The sequence below is a fragment of the Robertmurraya sp. genome (assembly GCF_036676585.1).
Lineage (GTDB): Bacteria > Bacillota > Bacilli > Bacillales > Cytobacillaceae > Robertmurraya_A.
This window is the reverse complement of sequence record NZ_JAKFCQ010000026.1, coordinates 68,422-85,175: the sequence shown is the minus strand read 5'-3', so window position 1 is coordinate 85,175 and position 16,754 is coordinate 68,422. Positions and strand designations below refer to the sequence as shown.

The following is a 16,754-nucleotide window of genomic DNA, read 5'->3' as shown; positions in this document are numbered from 1 at the left end:
CAAGTCTCTTCGATGGTAAAGGGTCTTGGTGGAATGTTTAAGGTATAGGGCAGCCCTATACCTTTTTACACGGAAAAAAATAAGCAGAAAAAAGTCTGCTTAATCATTAATAATATGAATTTTCTTTCCAGGCAGCTTCGGTACAATAATCGTTAGTAAGCCATCATTGTAAGAGGCCTTCACCTTTTTTTCGTTTATAGGCTGGGGAAGAGTAATTGTTCTACTCATTTGCTGCATTTTATTTTTTCTACTATAGACCTTATGAACATCATCTTCTTCTATAATCACTTCTCCATTTTTTACTGAAATCGTCAGTGTGTTATTAAGGACATCGATACTAATTTGTTCCTTTTTAACTCCAGGAAGTTCTGCAACGATATGATGCTCCCTGTCGTAACTTTTCACAGAAACGGGAAAGGTGGCAAACGGAAGGTTGAAGAACTCATCAATGCTTTGTAAAAAACCTCTGACTGGTCTTTCATGAAAAAAGTCATTCATCGCTTTGGCAATCTCTCCGAACGGTTCAGGACGCTCGTTACGATTTGGTTTATTTGGCAAATTATTAGACATGATCCTACCCCTCTCTATATGATTTCTCCCTTACAGATTATGCAATTTCTATATAGGCGGTTCATCGTTTTGTAACAGCTCAAAATATGAATATTTTTCACCACTGATTAACCGAGCTTTATAGCTTCCTGAAGCAAATATAGTGTCTGAAGAAACATTACTAACAGGCTTCCATCATGAAACGTTTTAGCAGAAGCTTTTGAATGTGACATCAATGAACTTCCAGTAAGTATTGTACTGTCTTGGTTTGAACAAAAGGCAGTTGCGATTCTCCTTGGATTATTTAGCTTAGGAATAAAGGATATCCGCATAGGTCCTAAGCCTCCAGAGTTTATTTCTGAAGGTGTAATGAATGTGCTAACGGAAACTTTTGGCTTAAAGCTAATTGGTACCGCTGCAGAAGATATGCAAGAAATGCTACAACTTTCTGAGGTAAAGTAAATGGATCGAAAAAATGGACGCATACAACAAGTATGCGTCCATTTTTATTATATTAATTCTTCGAGTAGATCATCGAGGACAAAAGTCATGGTACCGCTGCTATCTACTTCAATAAGTTCCTCTTTTTTCATTTTGGTGAGAGTACGGCTAACGGTTTCACGTGTCGTTCCAATCATATTGGCCAAATCTTTATTAGTAAATTCACCATTTAACGTGAAGGTTCCATTTGTTTCTTTTCCGTGTAATTTTGCTAACCGAATCAGCAGTTTGATTATTTGTTCATAGGTATTATTAAGGATTTGTTCTTCTAACCGGTCTTGAAGGTCGACAATTTTCTCGCTTAATACGTTAAATACTTTAATACAAAGCGTAGGATTCTCAATAAGGACCTTTTCAAATGGTAAGATAGGAACCACTACTAAGGTTGTAGCCTCCAATACTTCTGCATACGCAGGGTATCCCCCTTTTCGAAAGAAACCAACATGTGGGAACATTTCACCCTTTTTTAAAATCGCAACGATTTGTTCTTTCCCGTTTATATCACTTTTATATATCTTTACTTTTCCAGAGTGGATAAAATATACGTTTTCAAGTGGATCATCCTGCATAAAAACATGACTACCACGATTCCAATCTCTTGAAATAGATATATCAATAATTTTTTGAAGCTCATCTTCGTCTAAGCTTCGAAATAAAGAGAACTCAGATAATACTTTTTTAATTTCAGTACTTTTCATTCCTACACACCTCAATCTTAGCAATAACCTAGTTTCTATTTTACCAAAAATCCAAAGCTGAAAGAATAGATTGGTGGGAAACATTGTTATTTTTAAACAGTACTTTAATTACGAACGTTTATTCGGTATGATAGAGTTATAGAGGTGATCTGTACATGAAGGTAAGAAAAAGTTTACAAGATCTTATTGTTGAGTTGAAGAAAAATGAAGAATTTAAAGACCAAATCGTGCATTGGCATACAATAGAAGAAAGAGAAGCAAAAACATCGGAATTGCCTAATGACCTCCATCCTAACTTACAAAGGGCATTGCAGGAGAGAGGAATTGGAAGGCTGTTTACTCATCAGAAATCATCTTATGAAGCGATTAGACGGGGAGAAAGTGTTGTTGCAGTGACACCTACGGCTTCTGGTAAGACGCTTTGTTACAATCTCCCTGTTATACAAACGGTCATCGAATCGATGGATTCAAGAGCCTTGTATATCTTTCCTACTAAGGCGCTAGCACAGGACCAAAAAAGTGAACTTAATGAGCTAATAACAGCAACAGAGCTTCAAATTAATAGTTACACATATGATGGAGATACTCCTGCGAATATAAGAGAAAAAGTACGGAAGGCTGGACATGTCGTCATAACGAACCCAGATATGCTTCATTCGGCAATTCTCCCTCATCATACAAAGTGGGTATCGTTATTTGAAAATTTAAAGTTTGTTGTCATTGATGAGCTACATATTTATCGTGGTGTATTTGGGAGTCATGTCGCAAATGTGATTAGGCGTTTGAAAAGAATCTGTGAATTTTACGGAAGTAACCCTATTTTTATCTGTACTTCTGCGACAATTGCTAATCCTCTTGAGTTAGCCGAACATTTAACAGAAACAAACATGAGGTTAATTGATAATAATGGTGCACCAAGTGGCAGGAAGCATTTCCTTTTTTATAACCCTCCCATTGTAAACAAGCCTTTAAATATCCGAAGGAGCGCAACGCTTGAGGTTAGAAATATCGCGCGTAAGTTATTAAAAAATAAAATTCAAACCATTGTTTTTGCGAAAAGCAGAGTGAGAGTCGAAATTTTACTATCGTATCTCCAAGAGCTTGTAAAGTATCAACTTGGTCCAAAGGCAATAAGAGGATACCGGGGTGGATATTTGCCCACGGAGCGACGAGAAATTGAAAAAGGGCTAAGGAACGGGGACATCTATGGTGTCGTAAGTACAAACGCTTTAGAATTAGGAGTGGATATTGGTCAGTTGCAGGTATGTATTATGACGGGTTATCCAGGTTCGATCGCAAGTTCATGGCAACAAGCGGGAAGAGCTGGGAGAAGGCATGGAGAATCGTTAGTGATACTTGTGGCAAGCTCTAGTCCGCTAGATCAATACATTATACAGCATCCTGATTATTTTTTTACAAGCAGCCCAGAAACAGCGAGAATCAATAAAGATAACTTGATTATTCTTATTGATCATTTGAAGTGTGCAGCGTATGAGTTACCATTTAAGAAAGGTGACTATTTTGGAGAAACGGAAATTGAAGAACTTCTAGAATACTTAGTAGAAGAACGGGTGCTTTTTGAAAATGGTGATAAATACTACTGGATGAATGATTCGTTCCCTGCTCACAATATTAGCTTGCGTTCTGCCTCACAAGATAATGTTGTCATAATAGACCAATCAGATGTTTCTAAAGCGCGTGTGATAGGTGAAATGGATCTTTTCTCAAGTATGACCTTACTGCATGAAGAGGCTATTTATTTGCATCAAGGAACACAATTTCAAGTGGAAAAGCTCGATTGGGAGGAAAAGAAGGCATTCGTTCGAGAGGTAGCCGTTGATTATTTTACGGACGCCAATTTAGCGGTCGAATTAAAAGTATTAGAGATTGATAAGAATAGGGAAAATTCAATGGTAGAAGTTGCTTATGGAGATGTTAGCGTATTAGCTAAAGCAACGATCTTTAAAAAAATCAAATTCGAAACACATGAAAATATAGGGTCCGGACCAATTCATTTACCGGAAGTTGAGCTTCATACGAGTTCTACGTGGATTTCGATTGAAAAAGCCTCCACTGAATTACCAGAGGAACGTTTGGATCAAGGCTTAATTGGAATTTCTCATGCGTTTAAACATATTGCTCCTTTATTTGTTATGTGTGACCCACAGGATATTCATGTCGTTCCACAAGTGAAAGCAGTGCACAATGAAAAGCCAACGTTATTTTTCTATGACCGCTATCCTGGTGGAATTGGACTTAGCGAAAAGATCTATGATGGAATGGAAATAATTATTAAAGAGGCGAAAGAGATGATTACCCGTTGTAATTGTCATCAGGGTTGTCCGTCTTGTATTGGTACAGATCCTACGGCGGAAACGGCAAAGATTGACTGCTTGAAAATATTAAATATGTTTCAATATGAAGTGGGAAAGGGTAGAGTCAGTTGAGTTTGAAAAATAAGCTAAATCGATTAAAACCTCATCTATCTATTCCAGAGAGCTCGAAGCAAAGTTCGAGCTCTCTGCCTGTAAAGTCAAATAAGGAAATCCCTTTTTTAGATGAGTGGAAGGAGAATGGAGTTACTCCGTATTTTTTAGAAGACGATTATTGCCTTGTAAGAGAAGTAAAGTATCCGTTTGATTACCAACATGGCAGATATCAGTTAGGCGAATTTATTGACGCTGTGAAAGCTTGGAATGAGTCAAATATCTCTCATCCACTGTCAGCAAAGGGGTTTCTACCAGAGCAGTTGTTTTTTTTCGATACAGAAACAACAGGACTGGGTGGGGGAGTAGGGAATACGATTTTTCTTCTTGGACATGCCACGTTGGAAGACAATCATTTTGTTGTGAGACAGCATATTCTTCCACGACCCGGAAGCGAAATTCCTCTGTATACTAGTTTTCTTGAAAAGGTTGATTATACGACGCTAGTGACATATAACGGAAAAGCCTTTGATTGGCCACAAGTAAAAACAAGGCATACTTTGCTAAAAGATCATGTTCCAAAGTTGCCTTCATTTGGTCATTTCGATTTGTTTCATGCCTCTCGAAGAATATGGAAGCATAAGCTAGACCGATTAAAGCTATCGATCGTTGAGAAGGAAATTCTTGATATTCAAAGAGTCGATGACGTTCCAGGATTTTTAGCACCGATGATTTATTTTGACTACGTTGAAACGCAAAAACCAGAAGGAATGCTCGGAATTATCAAACATAACGAGATAGATATTCTGTCTCTTATTAGTTTGTATACCCATTTAACATTTCAGATTTTACGAATGGATCAAAATCAAACGGTGAAAGAAGCTTTTGAGGTGGGCCGATGGTTTACTTACCTTGGGGAAGATTCGGCTGCTGAAAATACATTTATAGAATTAGCGTCAGGGGAAAATATGGAAGCCTATCATTCTCGATGGCAACTATCTTTACAATTAAAAAAGAAGAAAGATTATGAAGCGGCTAGTGAAATTTGGTTGAATTTGTCGAATGTATCTGATGATGTGATTGCCTTTGACTCCTCACTTGAACTTTCCAAGTGGTATGAACATAAAAAAAGGGATTACGAGAAGGCACTTCTTTTTGGTCAGAAAGCGAAATTATTACTTGGAAAATGTAGTGATAATAAGATAGATCCAACGATTGATATCGAGAAGCGGTTGGAAAGAATTACAAGAAAATCTTGTAACAAAAATGTAAAAAAATAATCGACAAAATCCGCCTTTTTGGTGTTGTCTCCCCTTAAAATAGAGGGTAAAATGTATCATTGAGTGATAAATGCTAGAATAAAAAGTGGAGATGGATGAATTCGATGTATAAAGCAATTTTGTTTATGTTTTTTCTTGTTGTCTGTTTAACTGCGATTATTTTTACGAACTTAAAAGAAAGTTTTTATACATTAATGTAAACTTTGGGTTTAATAACAAAGAAATCAGCGAAAATAGGTATTTGCATTAGTACAAGATGGACTCCTTTATCATAGGCTGTTATTGTAAAACACAAAAAACACTATTCGAAAGGAGAAGCTCAAATATGTTTAAAAAACATTGCGGACCAACTAATGTATTACCTGCTGTCGTTCACCCAACAAAATGCTGTGTAAATCATACTTTCTCAAATAATGTGGTGCCACATATTCACCCTCAGCATACAACAACTGTAAATCACATCAATTATGATCACCAACACTTCTTCCCACAAACACAGTCTGTTGTTAATGAAGTGACTCATACTCAAAGCTTTGCACCACCTCGTCCTGTACCTGGACCATTTCCAGCACCAGGCTTTGGAGGAGCACCAGGCTTTGGAGCAGGTCCAGGCTTTGGAGCAGGCCCAGGATTCGGAGCAGGCCCAGGCTTTGGAGCAGGCCCAGGATTCGGAGCAGCACCAGGAGCACCTGGATTCGGAGGAGCACCAGGAGCACCTGGATTCGGAGGAGCACCAGGACCATCTTTTGGAAGATAATAGTACTTCTTACAAGGGCTTATTATTAAGCCCTTGTTTATTCATATATAAGGCCTTGAGAGAGGGAGCAAATCGATTGATTAAAATGGTATATATATCGGGATATAAGGCCAGTGAGTTAGGGATTTTTAAAGAAAATGATCCTGGCGTTGTGTACATAAAACTGGCTATAAAAAAGGCCCTTCTACAGCTGTTAGACCAGGGGCTTGAATGGGTAATGGTATCAGGTCAACTCGGAGTAGAAATGTGGGCGGCAGAAGTCGTCATTGAACTGCGGAAAAAGGACTATCCTGACTTAAAACTAGCAATAATTACCCCATTTTTAGATCAAGAAGGTAACTGGAGCGATAAAAATAAGGAGTGGTATCACTCGATTATCCAAAGGGCCGACTATGTAGACTCAGTCACAAAAAGGAAGTACGATAGTCCAGCCCAATTTCGGCTTAAAAACCAATTTGCCATCAAAAAAACGGATGCATTGCTTCTTGTATATGACGAAGAAAGAGACGGAAGCCCGAAATACTTACTGCAAACCGCCAAACATTATCAAGAGAATAATGATTATCCCATCACACAAATAAACTTCTACGATCTTCAATTATTAGTCGAAGAAGTACAGCAAAAGCAAAATGATTTTTATTAAAAGTTACCCATATAAAAGAAAAATTGACAAAAGTGCATATTTTTGAAAAAATATAGATAATGTTTCTTTGAGTGACCGAGGTGAAATAATAAATGCAAATAGATAAAGTGAAGCTAACAGCGAAAGACATATTGGAAAAAGAATTTAAAACAGCCATGAGAGGCTACAAGCCGGAGGATGTTGACAAATTTCTTGATGTAGTAATTAAAGATTATGAGATTCTACAGCAAGAAATTGAAGAACTTCAACATGAAAACGCACGTTTGAAAAAACAATTAGAAGAAGCTGTAAGAAGACCTTCCGTTCAACAACCATCCGCTGGAACAACAAATTTTGATATCCTCAAAAGATTATCAAATCTAGAAAAACATGTTTTCGGTAGCAAATTATACGATTAACAGAAATTACCATGTAAGAAGGCATTGATATTTCATTCACAATTGCATATAATATGTATTGTTCGTTAATAACGTTCGGGTAATCGCTGCAAGGATCGTAAGTGAATTGTAGAGGAAAGTCCATGCTCGCACGGTCTGAGATGTCCGTAGTGTTCGTGCCTAGCCAATTCATAAGCTAGGGCAGCTAGGTTTTTACTTGGCTGACGGCAGGGAAAATGCCTAAGTCGATTTCGATATGGCATGAATACCTTGAAAGTGCCACAGTGACGGAGCCCATTTAGAAATGAATGGGGTGGAACGAGGTAAACCCCACGAGCGAGAAACCCAAATTATGGTAGGGGCACCTTCTCTTAGGAAATGAACGAGGAGAAGGACAGGTTCAGTTGAATCTGTAGATAGATGATTGCCACCTGAGTACGAGACGATCAGTCGATTGTAGTACAAAGGAACAAAACATGGCTTATAGAACGTTATTAATGGAATTGTATGAGTGTTTTCTAATGATAGCTCTCCTCTATTGGAGAGCTTTTCTTGTATTATACATATAATAAACAAGGCAAGTTACATTCTGTCTGAGGTGAAACGATGACGAAATTTGAATTAATAGCTACCGCAGCGATGGGGCTTGAAGCGGTAGTTGCGAAGGAAGTAAGAGATTTAGGGTATGAGTGTACTGTTGAAAATGGCCGTGTTCGCTTTCAAGGGGACGAGCTTGCCATTTGTAAGAGCAATTTATGGTTGCGTACAGCCGATCGAGTGAAAATTAGAGTAGGAGAATTTAAAGCCAAAACCTTTGATGAATTGTTTGAAAAAACAAAGGCATTACCTTGGGAAAAATACCTACCAGAAAATGCTGAGTTTCCTGTGTCGGGGAAGTCAGTAAAATCAACTTTATTCAGTGTTTCTGATTGCCAAGCGATCGTCAAAAAAGCGATTGTTAATCGTTTAAGTACCCATTATCGGAGAACAAGCTGGTTCGAAGAAAATGGTCCACTGTTTAAAATTGAAGTATCCCTCTTGAAGGATACTGCCATGATAACCATTGATACTAGTGGAGCAGGTTTGCACAAAAGAGGATACCGCGCGGAACAAGGGGAAGCACCAATTAAGGAAACGTTAGCAGCTGCACTAGTACTGTTAACAAATTGGACACCAGACCGCCCATTTGTTGATCCTTTTTGTGGTTCAGGAACGATTCCGATAGAGGCTGCTATGATAGGGCAAAATATTGCGCCAGGCTTTAACCGAGAGTTCGTGTCCGAAGGATGGAACTGGATTCCTGATAAGCTATGGGAAGATGCGAGAAATGAAGCGGAAGATCTTGCGAGGTATGATCAAGAAATAGATATCTTTGGTTCAGATGTTGACCATAAAATGGTGAATATCGCTAAGGCTAATGCATTTGAAGCTGGTTTAGGAGATTTAATTCAATTCAAACAAATGCAAGTAAAGGATTTTACGACGACAAAGGAATATGGCGTAATTGTTGGGAATCCCCCATACGGAGAGAGACTAGGGGATAGGCCAACGGTAGAAAAAATGTACACAGACATGGGTCAAGCTTTCTCTCCTTACGAAACATGGTCGGTATACATGCTAACGTCAAATGAACGATTTGAAGAATGTTACGGAAAACCAGCAACGAAAAAACGAAAATTATTTAATGGGTTTATCCAAACGAATTATTATCAATACTGGGGTAAGAGACCACCTAGAGAAATAAAATGATTTAAAACTGACTCGCTTACGAGTCAGTTTTTTATCGCTCAATTCTGAAGAAAGTATAGGAGGGGTTACTTTGCAAAAACAGCTACCATTCACCCTATCTAAATCTGAATCCTTCTTTGAGAAATTAGGGGATTGGATCGGGGATGTGTTCTACGATTTATTGCCAGAAGAGGGCTTTGAAGTACGTGACGAACAAATCTATATGGCATTCCAACTAGAAAAAGCCTTTCAAGAGAATAAAGTGATGTTTGCAGAAGCTGGTGTAGGTACGGGAAAGACGATTGTTTATCTCTTGTATGCGATCTGTTATGCGCGTTACAAAAACCGACCGGCAATTATTGCTTGTGCAGATGAAACACTTATCGAACAGCTTGTCAAAAAAGAAGGAGATATAGCCAAGCTTGAAAAAGCGTTAAAGCTCAATATTGACGTTCGTTTAGCTAAATCAAGAGATCAGTATTTATGCTTGAATAAACTAGATCAATCCGTTGCGTCTTCCGATGTACATATGGATGTGTTCCATCAATTACCTGATTTTGTACATACAGGAATATCGATGCAATCCTTTGAACGATACGGAGATCGTAAGGATTTTCCACAACTGTCTAACGAGCAGTGGAACGAAATAGCGTGGGATAGTTTACAGGACTGTTTTTCTTGTGATCAGCGACATAGATGTGGACAAACATTGCATCGTGATTATTACAGAAGTTCACAGGACTTGATTATTTGTTCTCATGATTTTTATATGGAGCATATTTGGACTAAGGAAGCAAGAAAACGCGAAGGCCAGCTTCCGCTACTACCTGAAAGCTCATGCGTCGTATTCGATGAGGGTCATCTTTTAGAATATGCCAGTCAAAAGGCTTTAACCTATAAATTAACAGAACAAACACTTGAAACATTACTAGAGCGTCTAACTGCTAATGATGTAAGAGATAAGACCCTTAACCTAATAGACGAATCCATTATTGCTAGTGAACGATTTTTTGAAGTATTACAGGACGCATCTGAAAAGACAGTAGGCTCTGATAAACAGATGATTAAAAAAACACCGGATGTGTTAGCGAAGGGGAAAAAACTTGCCTCTTTATTATCGGATTTGGAAGAAGAACTTGTCTTTGAAAGTGAATTATATGTGATTAATGAATATGACCTGAAGATTGTCGAAGGCTATCTAGAGCAGATAACGTATTCATTAAGTTTATTTTTAAAGGAGCTTAAAGGAATTATTTGGTTTGAAGAACATGATGGAAAACGAACCCTTGTGATTATGCCGAGAATGGTGGAAGATATCATGCGTGAAGAGGTATTTTCACAGAAAAAGCCATTCATTTTTTCTTCTGCAACTCTATCCGAAAATGGCTCTTTTTCATATATTGCAAAAAGTCTTGGAATAGATGAATTTTTATCTTTCCGTGTAAATTCACCGTTCAATTATGAAGAAGCGATGGAAATACAGATGCCTTACTTTACCTCTGTTGATGAAAAATGTATGTATACTGTTACGCAATTGATGGAAGCTGGAGGAAGAGGTCTAGTTCTGTTCTCCAATGATGAAGAACAACAGTATTTCAAACGTCATATCCGTGAAGAACTTCCTTTCCCTATCTATTTTGAGGGAGATGCAGAAATAAGTACGTTAGTTTCGAAATTTCAACAGGAAGAGAGTGCTGTTCTTTGCTCCACCCATTTATGGGAAGGACTCGATATTCCAGGTTCTTCATTAGAGAATGTATTCATCTTTTCTCTTCCATTTCCACCTTATGATCCCGTATTTACTGCGAAAAGGGAGAGTACTGAAAATTCCTTTGAGGAAGTCGATATTCCGTATATGCTTCTCCGACTTCGCCAAGGAATCGGTCGTTTAATACGCACACATGAGGACAAAGGAAAAGTGCATATTTTAATGAATCAAAACGAGTCTCAGAAAATAATTGATCTCGTTCATTCCGCCCTACCTGTAGCGGTATCAAAGTAAGCTTGGAGCAGATAATCATCTGCTCCTTTCTTATTTATTCAAGATTTTTCCTGAAAATTATGATAAAATTTTTGCGAGAAGGTTTTAGAGGAGGGGACAGGATGGTTACTGCCATAAAGCAGATGGAACGAGAGTTTTTGGATTATGTTAAAAAAATGGGCGCGTATAAAGAAGCGCTTGGACTGATATATTGGGATCTTCGAACAGGAGCTCCGAAAAAAGGGATGGAGCAGCGTTCTGAAGTCATTGGTATGCTGTCTAGTGAACTGTTTAAAATGTCAACCTCTGAGGAAATGGCTGCATACATAGCAAATTTAACTAATGTGGAACATGATAATAAACTGAGTGAGATAACAAAAAAAACGGTTGCTGAGTGTAAAAAGGAATACGATCGAAACAAAAAAATTCCAGCTGAAGAATATAAAGAATTTGTTATCCTTCAGTCAAAATCTGAGTCAGTATGGGAAGAGGCAAAGGATGCTTCAAACTTCTCCATGTTCCAACCATACCTCGAAAAGATTGTTGAAATGACAAAAAAATTTATTACGTATTGGGGCTACACTGAAAATAAATATAATACTCTTCTAGATATGTATGAGCCTGGTATTACAGTCGACATTCTTGATCAAGTATTTAGTGAGCTTCGAGAAAAAATCGTTCCTCTTGTTCAACAGATAAAGGAATCAGAAAACAAGCCGAACACACAATTCTTGTATAAACATTTTCCTAAGGAAAAACAGAGAGAATTTAGCTTGGAGGTACTAAAGAAAGTTGGCTATGATTTTGACTCGGGTAGATTAGATGAAACGGTTCATCCATTTGCGACTGGATTAAATCCAGGGGATGTTCGTGTGACAACGAAGTATGATGAAAAAGACTTCCGTACAGCTATATTTGGTACGATACACGAAGCAGGACATGCATTATATGAACAGAATATTTCTCCTTCATTAATCGGAACACCTTTATGTACGGGAACATCTATGGGGATTCATGAATCACAATCTCTATTTTATGAAAATTTCATTGGTAGAAATCTTTCTTTTTGGAAAGGTAATTTTGACTTGCTAAAAGAATACGCTCCTGCTCAGTTTCAGGACGTTTCGATTGAACAATTTTACCGAGCAATCAATGAATCGAAGCCATCGCTTATTCGTATAGAAGCGGATGAACTAACTTATGCATTGCATATTATGATCAGGTACGAAATAGAAAAAGGGATTTTTAATGATGAGATTGAAGTAAAGGACTTGCCTAAAGTTTGGAATGAAAAATATGAACAATACCTAGGGATTACTCCAGATAATGATGCAAGTGGAGTCCTTCAAGACGTTCATTGGTCTGATGGAAGCTTTGGGTACTTCCCGTCCTATGCGCTTGGTTATATTTATGCTGCTCAACTAAAACATGCCATGCTGAGTGATATGCCCCATTATGACCAGTTACTTGAGGAAGGGAACCTTCTACCCATAAAAGAATGGTTAACCAATAACATTCATCAGCACGGGAAAATGAAGCTACCTCTTGAATTGATTAAAGATATTACTGGAGAAGGCCTGAATGCTTCCTACTTAATTGACTATCTTTATAGTAAATACGAGAGAATTTATGGAATAATAAAATAAAAACGTCGGATGACAATTTTTGTCGCGAAAAGAACTATTAAATACCTTTAGAAACCACAAACAGCGCCCATTAATAGGCGCTGTTTGTTATTACCATAATTTATAACCTTTTGATCCGATTGGAGCATTCTGAATCATATCAATAAATGGTATGGTGTAAGCGAACAAGATTAATAACGCAGTGATTCCTAACCAAAGTTTCCAGTTCTCAAATACCATTGGTGTTTTATCCGCTTTATCACTAACTTCTCCAATAGGAAATTCTTCTTCGCCTTTTGGAGCAAAAAATGCTAAATTCACGAAAATGTAAAGCATTAGAATAATCGCAATGAAAAGGATTGTGCCACCCACAGCTTGAGCGATTTGATACGGTATCCATTCAGTAGCTTGAGCAGCTCCGCCATACTCTGAAAAAGAAGAACGACGTGGTGCACCTAGTAAACCAGCTGCGTGCATCGCACCAGACATAAAGGTCATACCGATTGCCCAAAGAACACCTTGGTAAATCGCAAGTTTATTCATCGCTTTTGTTAATACTCGGCCTGTTACATGTGGAACCAGCCAGTAAGAAATACCGAAGAAAGTTAAAACAACTGCGGTTGCAAGTGTTAAATGGAAGTGTCCAGTAACCCAAATCGTATTATGAATCACTTGATTCAACTGATGAGAAGCATTCACCAGTCCACCTGCACCTGCAGGTATGAATGAAAGCATTCCGATAAAAGGAACCGTGAATCTTGCATCTCCCCAAGGAAGCTTCTTAAACCATCCGAAGAGTCCAGTTGCTCCTTTTGAGCGACCATAGCTCTCGAAAGTGGCAAAGAGGGAAAAGGCGGTCATTAAAGATGGAATGACAACTAAAAAGGTTAAGATAACCTGTAAGAACTTCCAAGCAGGATCAATTCCTGGCTCCATTAACTGATGGTGAAAACCAACAGGGATAGAGAATAGTAAAAATAAGATAAAGGACAAACGAGCAAGCGAATCAGAGAAGATTTTTGCACCAATGACTTTTGGAATGACTACATACCATGCCATATAGGCAGGTAGTAACCAGAAATAAACAAGTGGATGTCCGAAATACCAGAATAGTGTACGGCTAACTAGAACGTCCACTCGATCAACAATCCCGAGTGACCATGGAAGTAATTGGAATAGTACGGTTGCAGCAACACCTATTGTTGCGACAATCCATAACATCGTATTGACAACAGCCATGAACGTAATTAATGGACTTGGCTGACCAGGGTTTTGCTTTCTCCAGCTAATATATTTACCTAGTACGGCAGCTCCATCTACCCAGCTTCCTACCACAACAAGTGTTAGACCCAGGTAGTAAATAAAATGTGCTTGTAATGGCGCATAAAAGGTATAAAGTACAGAAGCTTTATTTAGTAGAATCATTGTGGCTGCCATTAGCGTCCCAGCTGTCATTAACCAAAAGCCAATCCAACCTAATTTTCTTTGAAGATTGGATAATGTACCTGATGTACGACTTGTGGCAGCAATTTGAAAGCCCATAATGAAGAATGTTGTTAAAACAAGCCCGAGTACAACACCGTGAACCGTTAATATTTGATAATAGCCAATCCCTGCAGGTAAAACAAATTTTCCAGAACGTACTAACGTTTGCAGAAGTCCTGCCAGCCCACCGACAGCCAAAGCGATGAATGCCACATAAAAATGGGCCATAACTAATTTTCCATCACGAGGATCAATTTTCGCATTTAATGTATTCATTATTCCACCACCTTGATTTTAGACGTCATCATGTGGTGTCCAGAACCACAATATTCATTACATAAAATTAAGTATTCTCCAGCTTTGTCAAAGGTTGTGACATACTCGCTTATATAACCAGGCTCTAACATCATGTTAATATTTGTTCCAGCAACTTGAAATCCGTGAATTACGTCTTTTGTTGTTGCAATTACCTTTACTTTTGCTCCAAGTGGAACTTCAATCTCTCCTGGAGTATAAGCAAAAGCTTGAGCCACGTATACTAATTCATAATCCCAGTCTTTGCCCTCAACTTTTTTAAGTCCTGGCTCGTTGAATGGTGCAGTTGTATCAACTTTTTCAGGGTTGATTGTTGCTAAACAGCTTGGTGGTTGATTTCCGAGATAAAAGGCACTAACACCTAAAACGGTTAGGAAAACTAGAAGTGTCCCAATCCCAAAAATCAGCCAAATTTTTTCAAACTTATGCATATGCATGGTAAAAATATCCCCTTTCTCTCAATTAAAAACGGTCTAAAAATAAGAAGTAAACGCTCACCCATGTCACTATTAGAAAGAATCCTAATAGGAAAACGGAAGCTAATGTTCCCTTTAAAGAAGAGCTATCCTCTATTTCCGTCTTTGTTTTTCGGTTGAGTTCCATTTTCGCCATAACCCTCACTCCCTTCCCAAGGTTTCACAATAAATAAATGATTACATTTTCATAATACAAGACAATTGTTCCAATTCCATTAGCTTTCATTGATTTCACAAATTGTTCAATTGTTATGTATTTACTATGATAGTAGTGAAAAGTTATTGTGACAGTGATTTAAATCACATTCATTTGTCTCGAAATGTGAAATATTTGTGAAGAAGATAAAATTCGAAAATTTATGATAGCGGTTACGAATGTCGACATAAAAGCGTTTTTAGGTGAGTGATATTTATTACATAATAAAACACACCCTAGAAACCTAGAGTGTGTTACACGATTGTGCTATCCCACTTTGAATAAGATCCTGATCCTTCGCAGCCTGCACAATCAAAAATATGGTTATATGGGATAAATTCGCCTACTGGAGGATACACATGATACCCTTTCCCATGGCATTGAGGGCACTTATCTTCCTCATACATTGCTTCTAAATGCTCCTGATACTTTCCTTCTCGCCAATTGAAGAAGGCTTGAATGATTCCCAAGATTATTCACCACCTAAAAAACTTTGTTTGTTCCTATTATTTCTAATGGGGTTTCCTCTATACATATTATTAAGCTAGAGGTGTTAAGGTGATGTTAATAATTGGTATTTGAATATGGTTATGTTCATCATAGAATTTTCATATTTATTATTATTCCTAAAGCTTTTAGACTGCTTGAAGGAACCTCTTGTATCAAGAATAAATATACTGATAGTAATATTGGTCAGTAAGAAATAGTGAGGGATAATATATGGTGAAATACTATTGTGAACACTGCCGAACCCTTTATGATGGGAAGGTAGTTTGTCAGGTGTGCGGCGAATTGGTGTGTAAAGAGATTTATATAGAGGTGCAAAGACAACAAGATAAGAAGTAATAAGGTTAAAGGAAAAAGAAACCCTTTTTCCTTTTCTTTTTGACTACCGTTTGATATGTTGATTTATATATGAATGATAAAGGGGGATCATTATGTACTTACCCTCATTTCGATTAGATAGCAAACATGCGATAGTTACTGGGGCTGGCAGGGGAATTGGAAAAGCACTAGCCATTGGTCTTGCGGAAGCAGGGGCGGATGTTGCCTTACTTTCTCGTACCGAGGGCGATTTAAGGGAAACTGCTGAAATCATTCGTTCTTTTGGCAGGAGGGTGCTCGTTATACCGACAGATGTCACCTCAAAAGAGGAAGTTTTAAGGGCTGTTTCTAAGGTGGAGGATGAGTGGGGAGAAATACATATTCTTATTAATAATGCAGGAATGAATATTCGTTCTAAAGCTTTAGAGGTTACGGAGGAAGAGTGGCAGACGATTATGGATACCAATTTAAAGTCAGCCTTTATGATGTCACAACAAGTTGGTAAAGTGATGCAGAAGCACGGAACAGCGGGTAGAATCATATCTATTTCATCTGTTGCCGGACATGTCGCTTTACGAACAGGTGTCGTTTACGCGGCAACAAAAGCGGCTATGATTCAAATGACCAAGGTGCTAGCATTAGAATGGGGTCCTCATAATATTAATGTGAATAGCATAGGACCATGGTATTTCAAAACACCTTTAACGGAAACCTTACTTTCTAAAAAAGAGTATGTAGAAGATATTTTAGCCGTTACTCCTTTAAACCGTGTTGGTGAATTACCAGAACTGGTAGGTCCTGTCGTCATGCTAGCTTCTGAAGCAGGAAATTATATTAGTGGTCAAACCATATTTGTTGACGGCGGGATGACAATTCACGGATTTTAAAAAAA

At 38.0% G+C, this 16,754-nt stretch carries 15 protein-coding genes, 1 other RNA gene and 1 pseudogene; 11 read left to right on the top strand and 6 right to left on the bottom strand.

The annotated features are described in order from the left end of the window. Positions 1–99: 99 nt before the first annotated feature. On the bottom strand, positions 100–570 hold the full coding sequence (locus tag ACGLXV_RS03090) for an Hsp20/alpha crystallin family protein (protein ID WP_119708909.1): 471 nt from the start codon (positions 568–570) through the stop codon (positions 100–102). A 186-nt stretch (positions 571–756) separates the two neighbouring features. Here ACGLXV_RS03090 and ACGLXV_RS03085 point away from each other — a divergent pair. Then, a pseudogene (locus ACGLXV_RS03085) lies at positions 757–1,011 on the top strand (hydroxylamine reductase); the annotation flags it as partial. A 47-nt stretch (positions 1,012–1,058) separates the two neighbouring features. On the opposite strand, the gene ACGLXV_RS03080 reads toward ACGLXV_RS03085, so the two are convergent. Beyond that, positions 1,059–1,748, bottom strand: coding sequence for a Crp/Fnr family transcriptional regulator (locus ACGLXV_RS03080; RefSeq protein WP_391557436.1), 690 nt, complete (start codon positions 1,746–1,748; stop codon positions 1,059–1,061). Positions 1,749–1,903: 155 nt separating this feature from the next. On the opposite strand from ACGLXV_RS03080, the gene ACGLXV_RS03075 reads away from it, so the two are divergent. The 9 genes from ACGLXV_RS03075 to ACGLXV_RS03035 all read left to right on the top strand — a co-directional run bounded on the left by ACGLXV_RS03075 (position 1,904) and on the right by ACGLXV_RS03035 (position 12,586). Then, positions 1,904–4,195 (top strand): DEAD/DEAH box helicase, encoded by a 2,292-nt coding sequence (locus ACGLXV_RS03075; RefSeq protein WP_391557435.1) that lies wholly within the window; start codon positions 1,904–1,906, stop codon positions 4,193–4,195. Beyond that, positions 4,192–5,454 carry a ribonuclease H-like domain-containing protein gene (locus ACGLXV_RS03070; protein WP_391557434.1) on the top strand — a complete coding sequence of 421 codons (1,263 nt, stop codon included), beginning with the start codon at positions 4,192–4,194 and terminating at the stop codon, positions 5,452–5,454. The genes ACGLXV_RS03075 and ACGLXV_RS03070 overlap by 4 nt, the downstream gene beginning before the upstream one ends. Before the next feature lie 325 nt (positions 5,455–5,779). Next, the gene (locus ACGLXV_RS03065) at positions 5,780–6,211 is read left to right on the top strand and encodes a CotD family spore coat protein (RefSeq protein WP_391557433.1); all 432 of its coding nucleotides are present in this window, start codon (positions 5,780–5,782) and stop codon (positions 6,209–6,211) included. Between the two features lie 79 nt (positions 6,212–6,290). Beyond that, positions 6,291–6,854, top strand: a complete 564-nt coding sequence (locus tag ACGLXV_RS03060) for an SLOG family protein (protein ID WP_391557438.1) — start codon at positions 6,291–6,293, stop codon at positions 6,852–6,854. Positions 6,855–6,946: 92 nt separating this feature from the next. Then, positions 6,947–7,252, top strand: coding sequence for a cell division regulator GpsB (gene gpsB / locus ACGLXV_RS03055; RefSeq protein ID WP_119708903.1), 306 nt, complete (start codon positions 6,947–6,949; stop codon positions 7,250–7,252). Between the two features lie 71 nt (positions 7,253–7,323). Next, positions 7,324–7,720, top strand: an RNA gene (rnpB, locus tag ACGLXV_RS03050) — RNase P RNA component class B. Between the two features lie 117 nt (positions 7,721–7,837). After that, a complete protein-coding gene (locus tag ACGLXV_RS03045) occupies positions 7,838–8,980 on the top strand; it encodes a THUMP domain-containing class I SAM-dependent RNA methyltransferase (RefSeq protein WP_119708902.1) in 1,143 nt (380 codons plus the stop codon). A gap of 70 nt (positions 8,981–9,050) precedes the next feature. Then, complete coding sequence (locus ACGLXV_RS03040; protein ID WP_391557432.1) at positions 9,051–10,961, top strand: ATP-dependent DNA helicase; 1,911 nt, start codon at positions 9,051–9,053, stop codon at positions 10,959–10,961. Positions 10,962–11,062: 101 nt separating this feature from the next. Then, positions 11,063–12,586: a carboxypeptidase M32 gene (locus tag ACGLXV_RS03035; protein ID WP_391557431.1), complete on the top strand. Its 1,524-nt coding sequence runs from the start codon at positions 11,063–11,065 to the stop codon at positions 12,584–12,586. Between the two features lie 90 nt (positions 12,587–12,676). On the opposite strand, the gene ACGLXV_RS03030 is transcribed toward ACGLXV_RS03035, so the two are convergent. The 4 genes from ACGLXV_RS03030 to ACGLXV_RS03015 all read right to left on the bottom strand — a co-directional run bounded on the left by ACGLXV_RS03030 (position 12,677) and on the right by ACGLXV_RS03015 (position 15,507). Then, positions 12,677–14,326 (bottom strand): b(o/a)3-type cytochrome-c oxidase subunit 1, encoded by a 1,650-nt coding sequence (locus ACGLXV_RS03030; RefSeq protein WP_391557430.1) that lies wholly within the window; start codon positions 14,324–14,326, stop codon positions 12,677–12,679. Further along, a complete protein-coding gene (locus ACGLXV_RS03025) occupies positions 14,326–14,802 on the bottom strand; it encodes a cytochrome c oxidase subunit II (protein WP_391557429.1) in 477 nt (158 codons plus the stop codon). The genes ACGLXV_RS03030 and ACGLXV_RS03025 overlap by 1 nt, the downstream gene beginning before the upstream one ends. A gap of 25 nt (positions 14,803–14,827) precedes the next feature. Beyond that, positions 14,828–14,977, bottom strand: coding sequence for a cytochrome c oxidase subunit 2A (locus ACGLXV_RS03020; RefSeq protein WP_119708897.1), 150 nt, complete (start codon positions 14,975–14,977; stop codon positions 14,828–14,830). 314 nt (positions 14,978–15,291) lie between these two features. Then, positions 15,292–15,507, bottom strand: a complete 216-nt coding sequence (locus ACGLXV_RS03015) for a methionine aminopeptidase (protein ID WP_391557428.1) — start codon at positions 15,505–15,507, stop codon at positions 15,292–15,294. Between the two features lie 468 nt (positions 15,508–15,975). On the opposite strand from ACGLXV_RS03015, the gene ACGLXV_RS03010 reads away from it, so the two are divergent. Continuing rightward, positions 15,976–16,749, top strand: a complete 774-nt coding sequence (locus tag ACGLXV_RS03010) for an SDR family NAD(P)-dependent oxidoreductase (RefSeq protein ID WP_391557427.1) — start codon at positions 15,976–15,978, stop codon at positions 16,747–16,749. Positions 16,750–16,754: the final 5 nt, after the last annotated feature.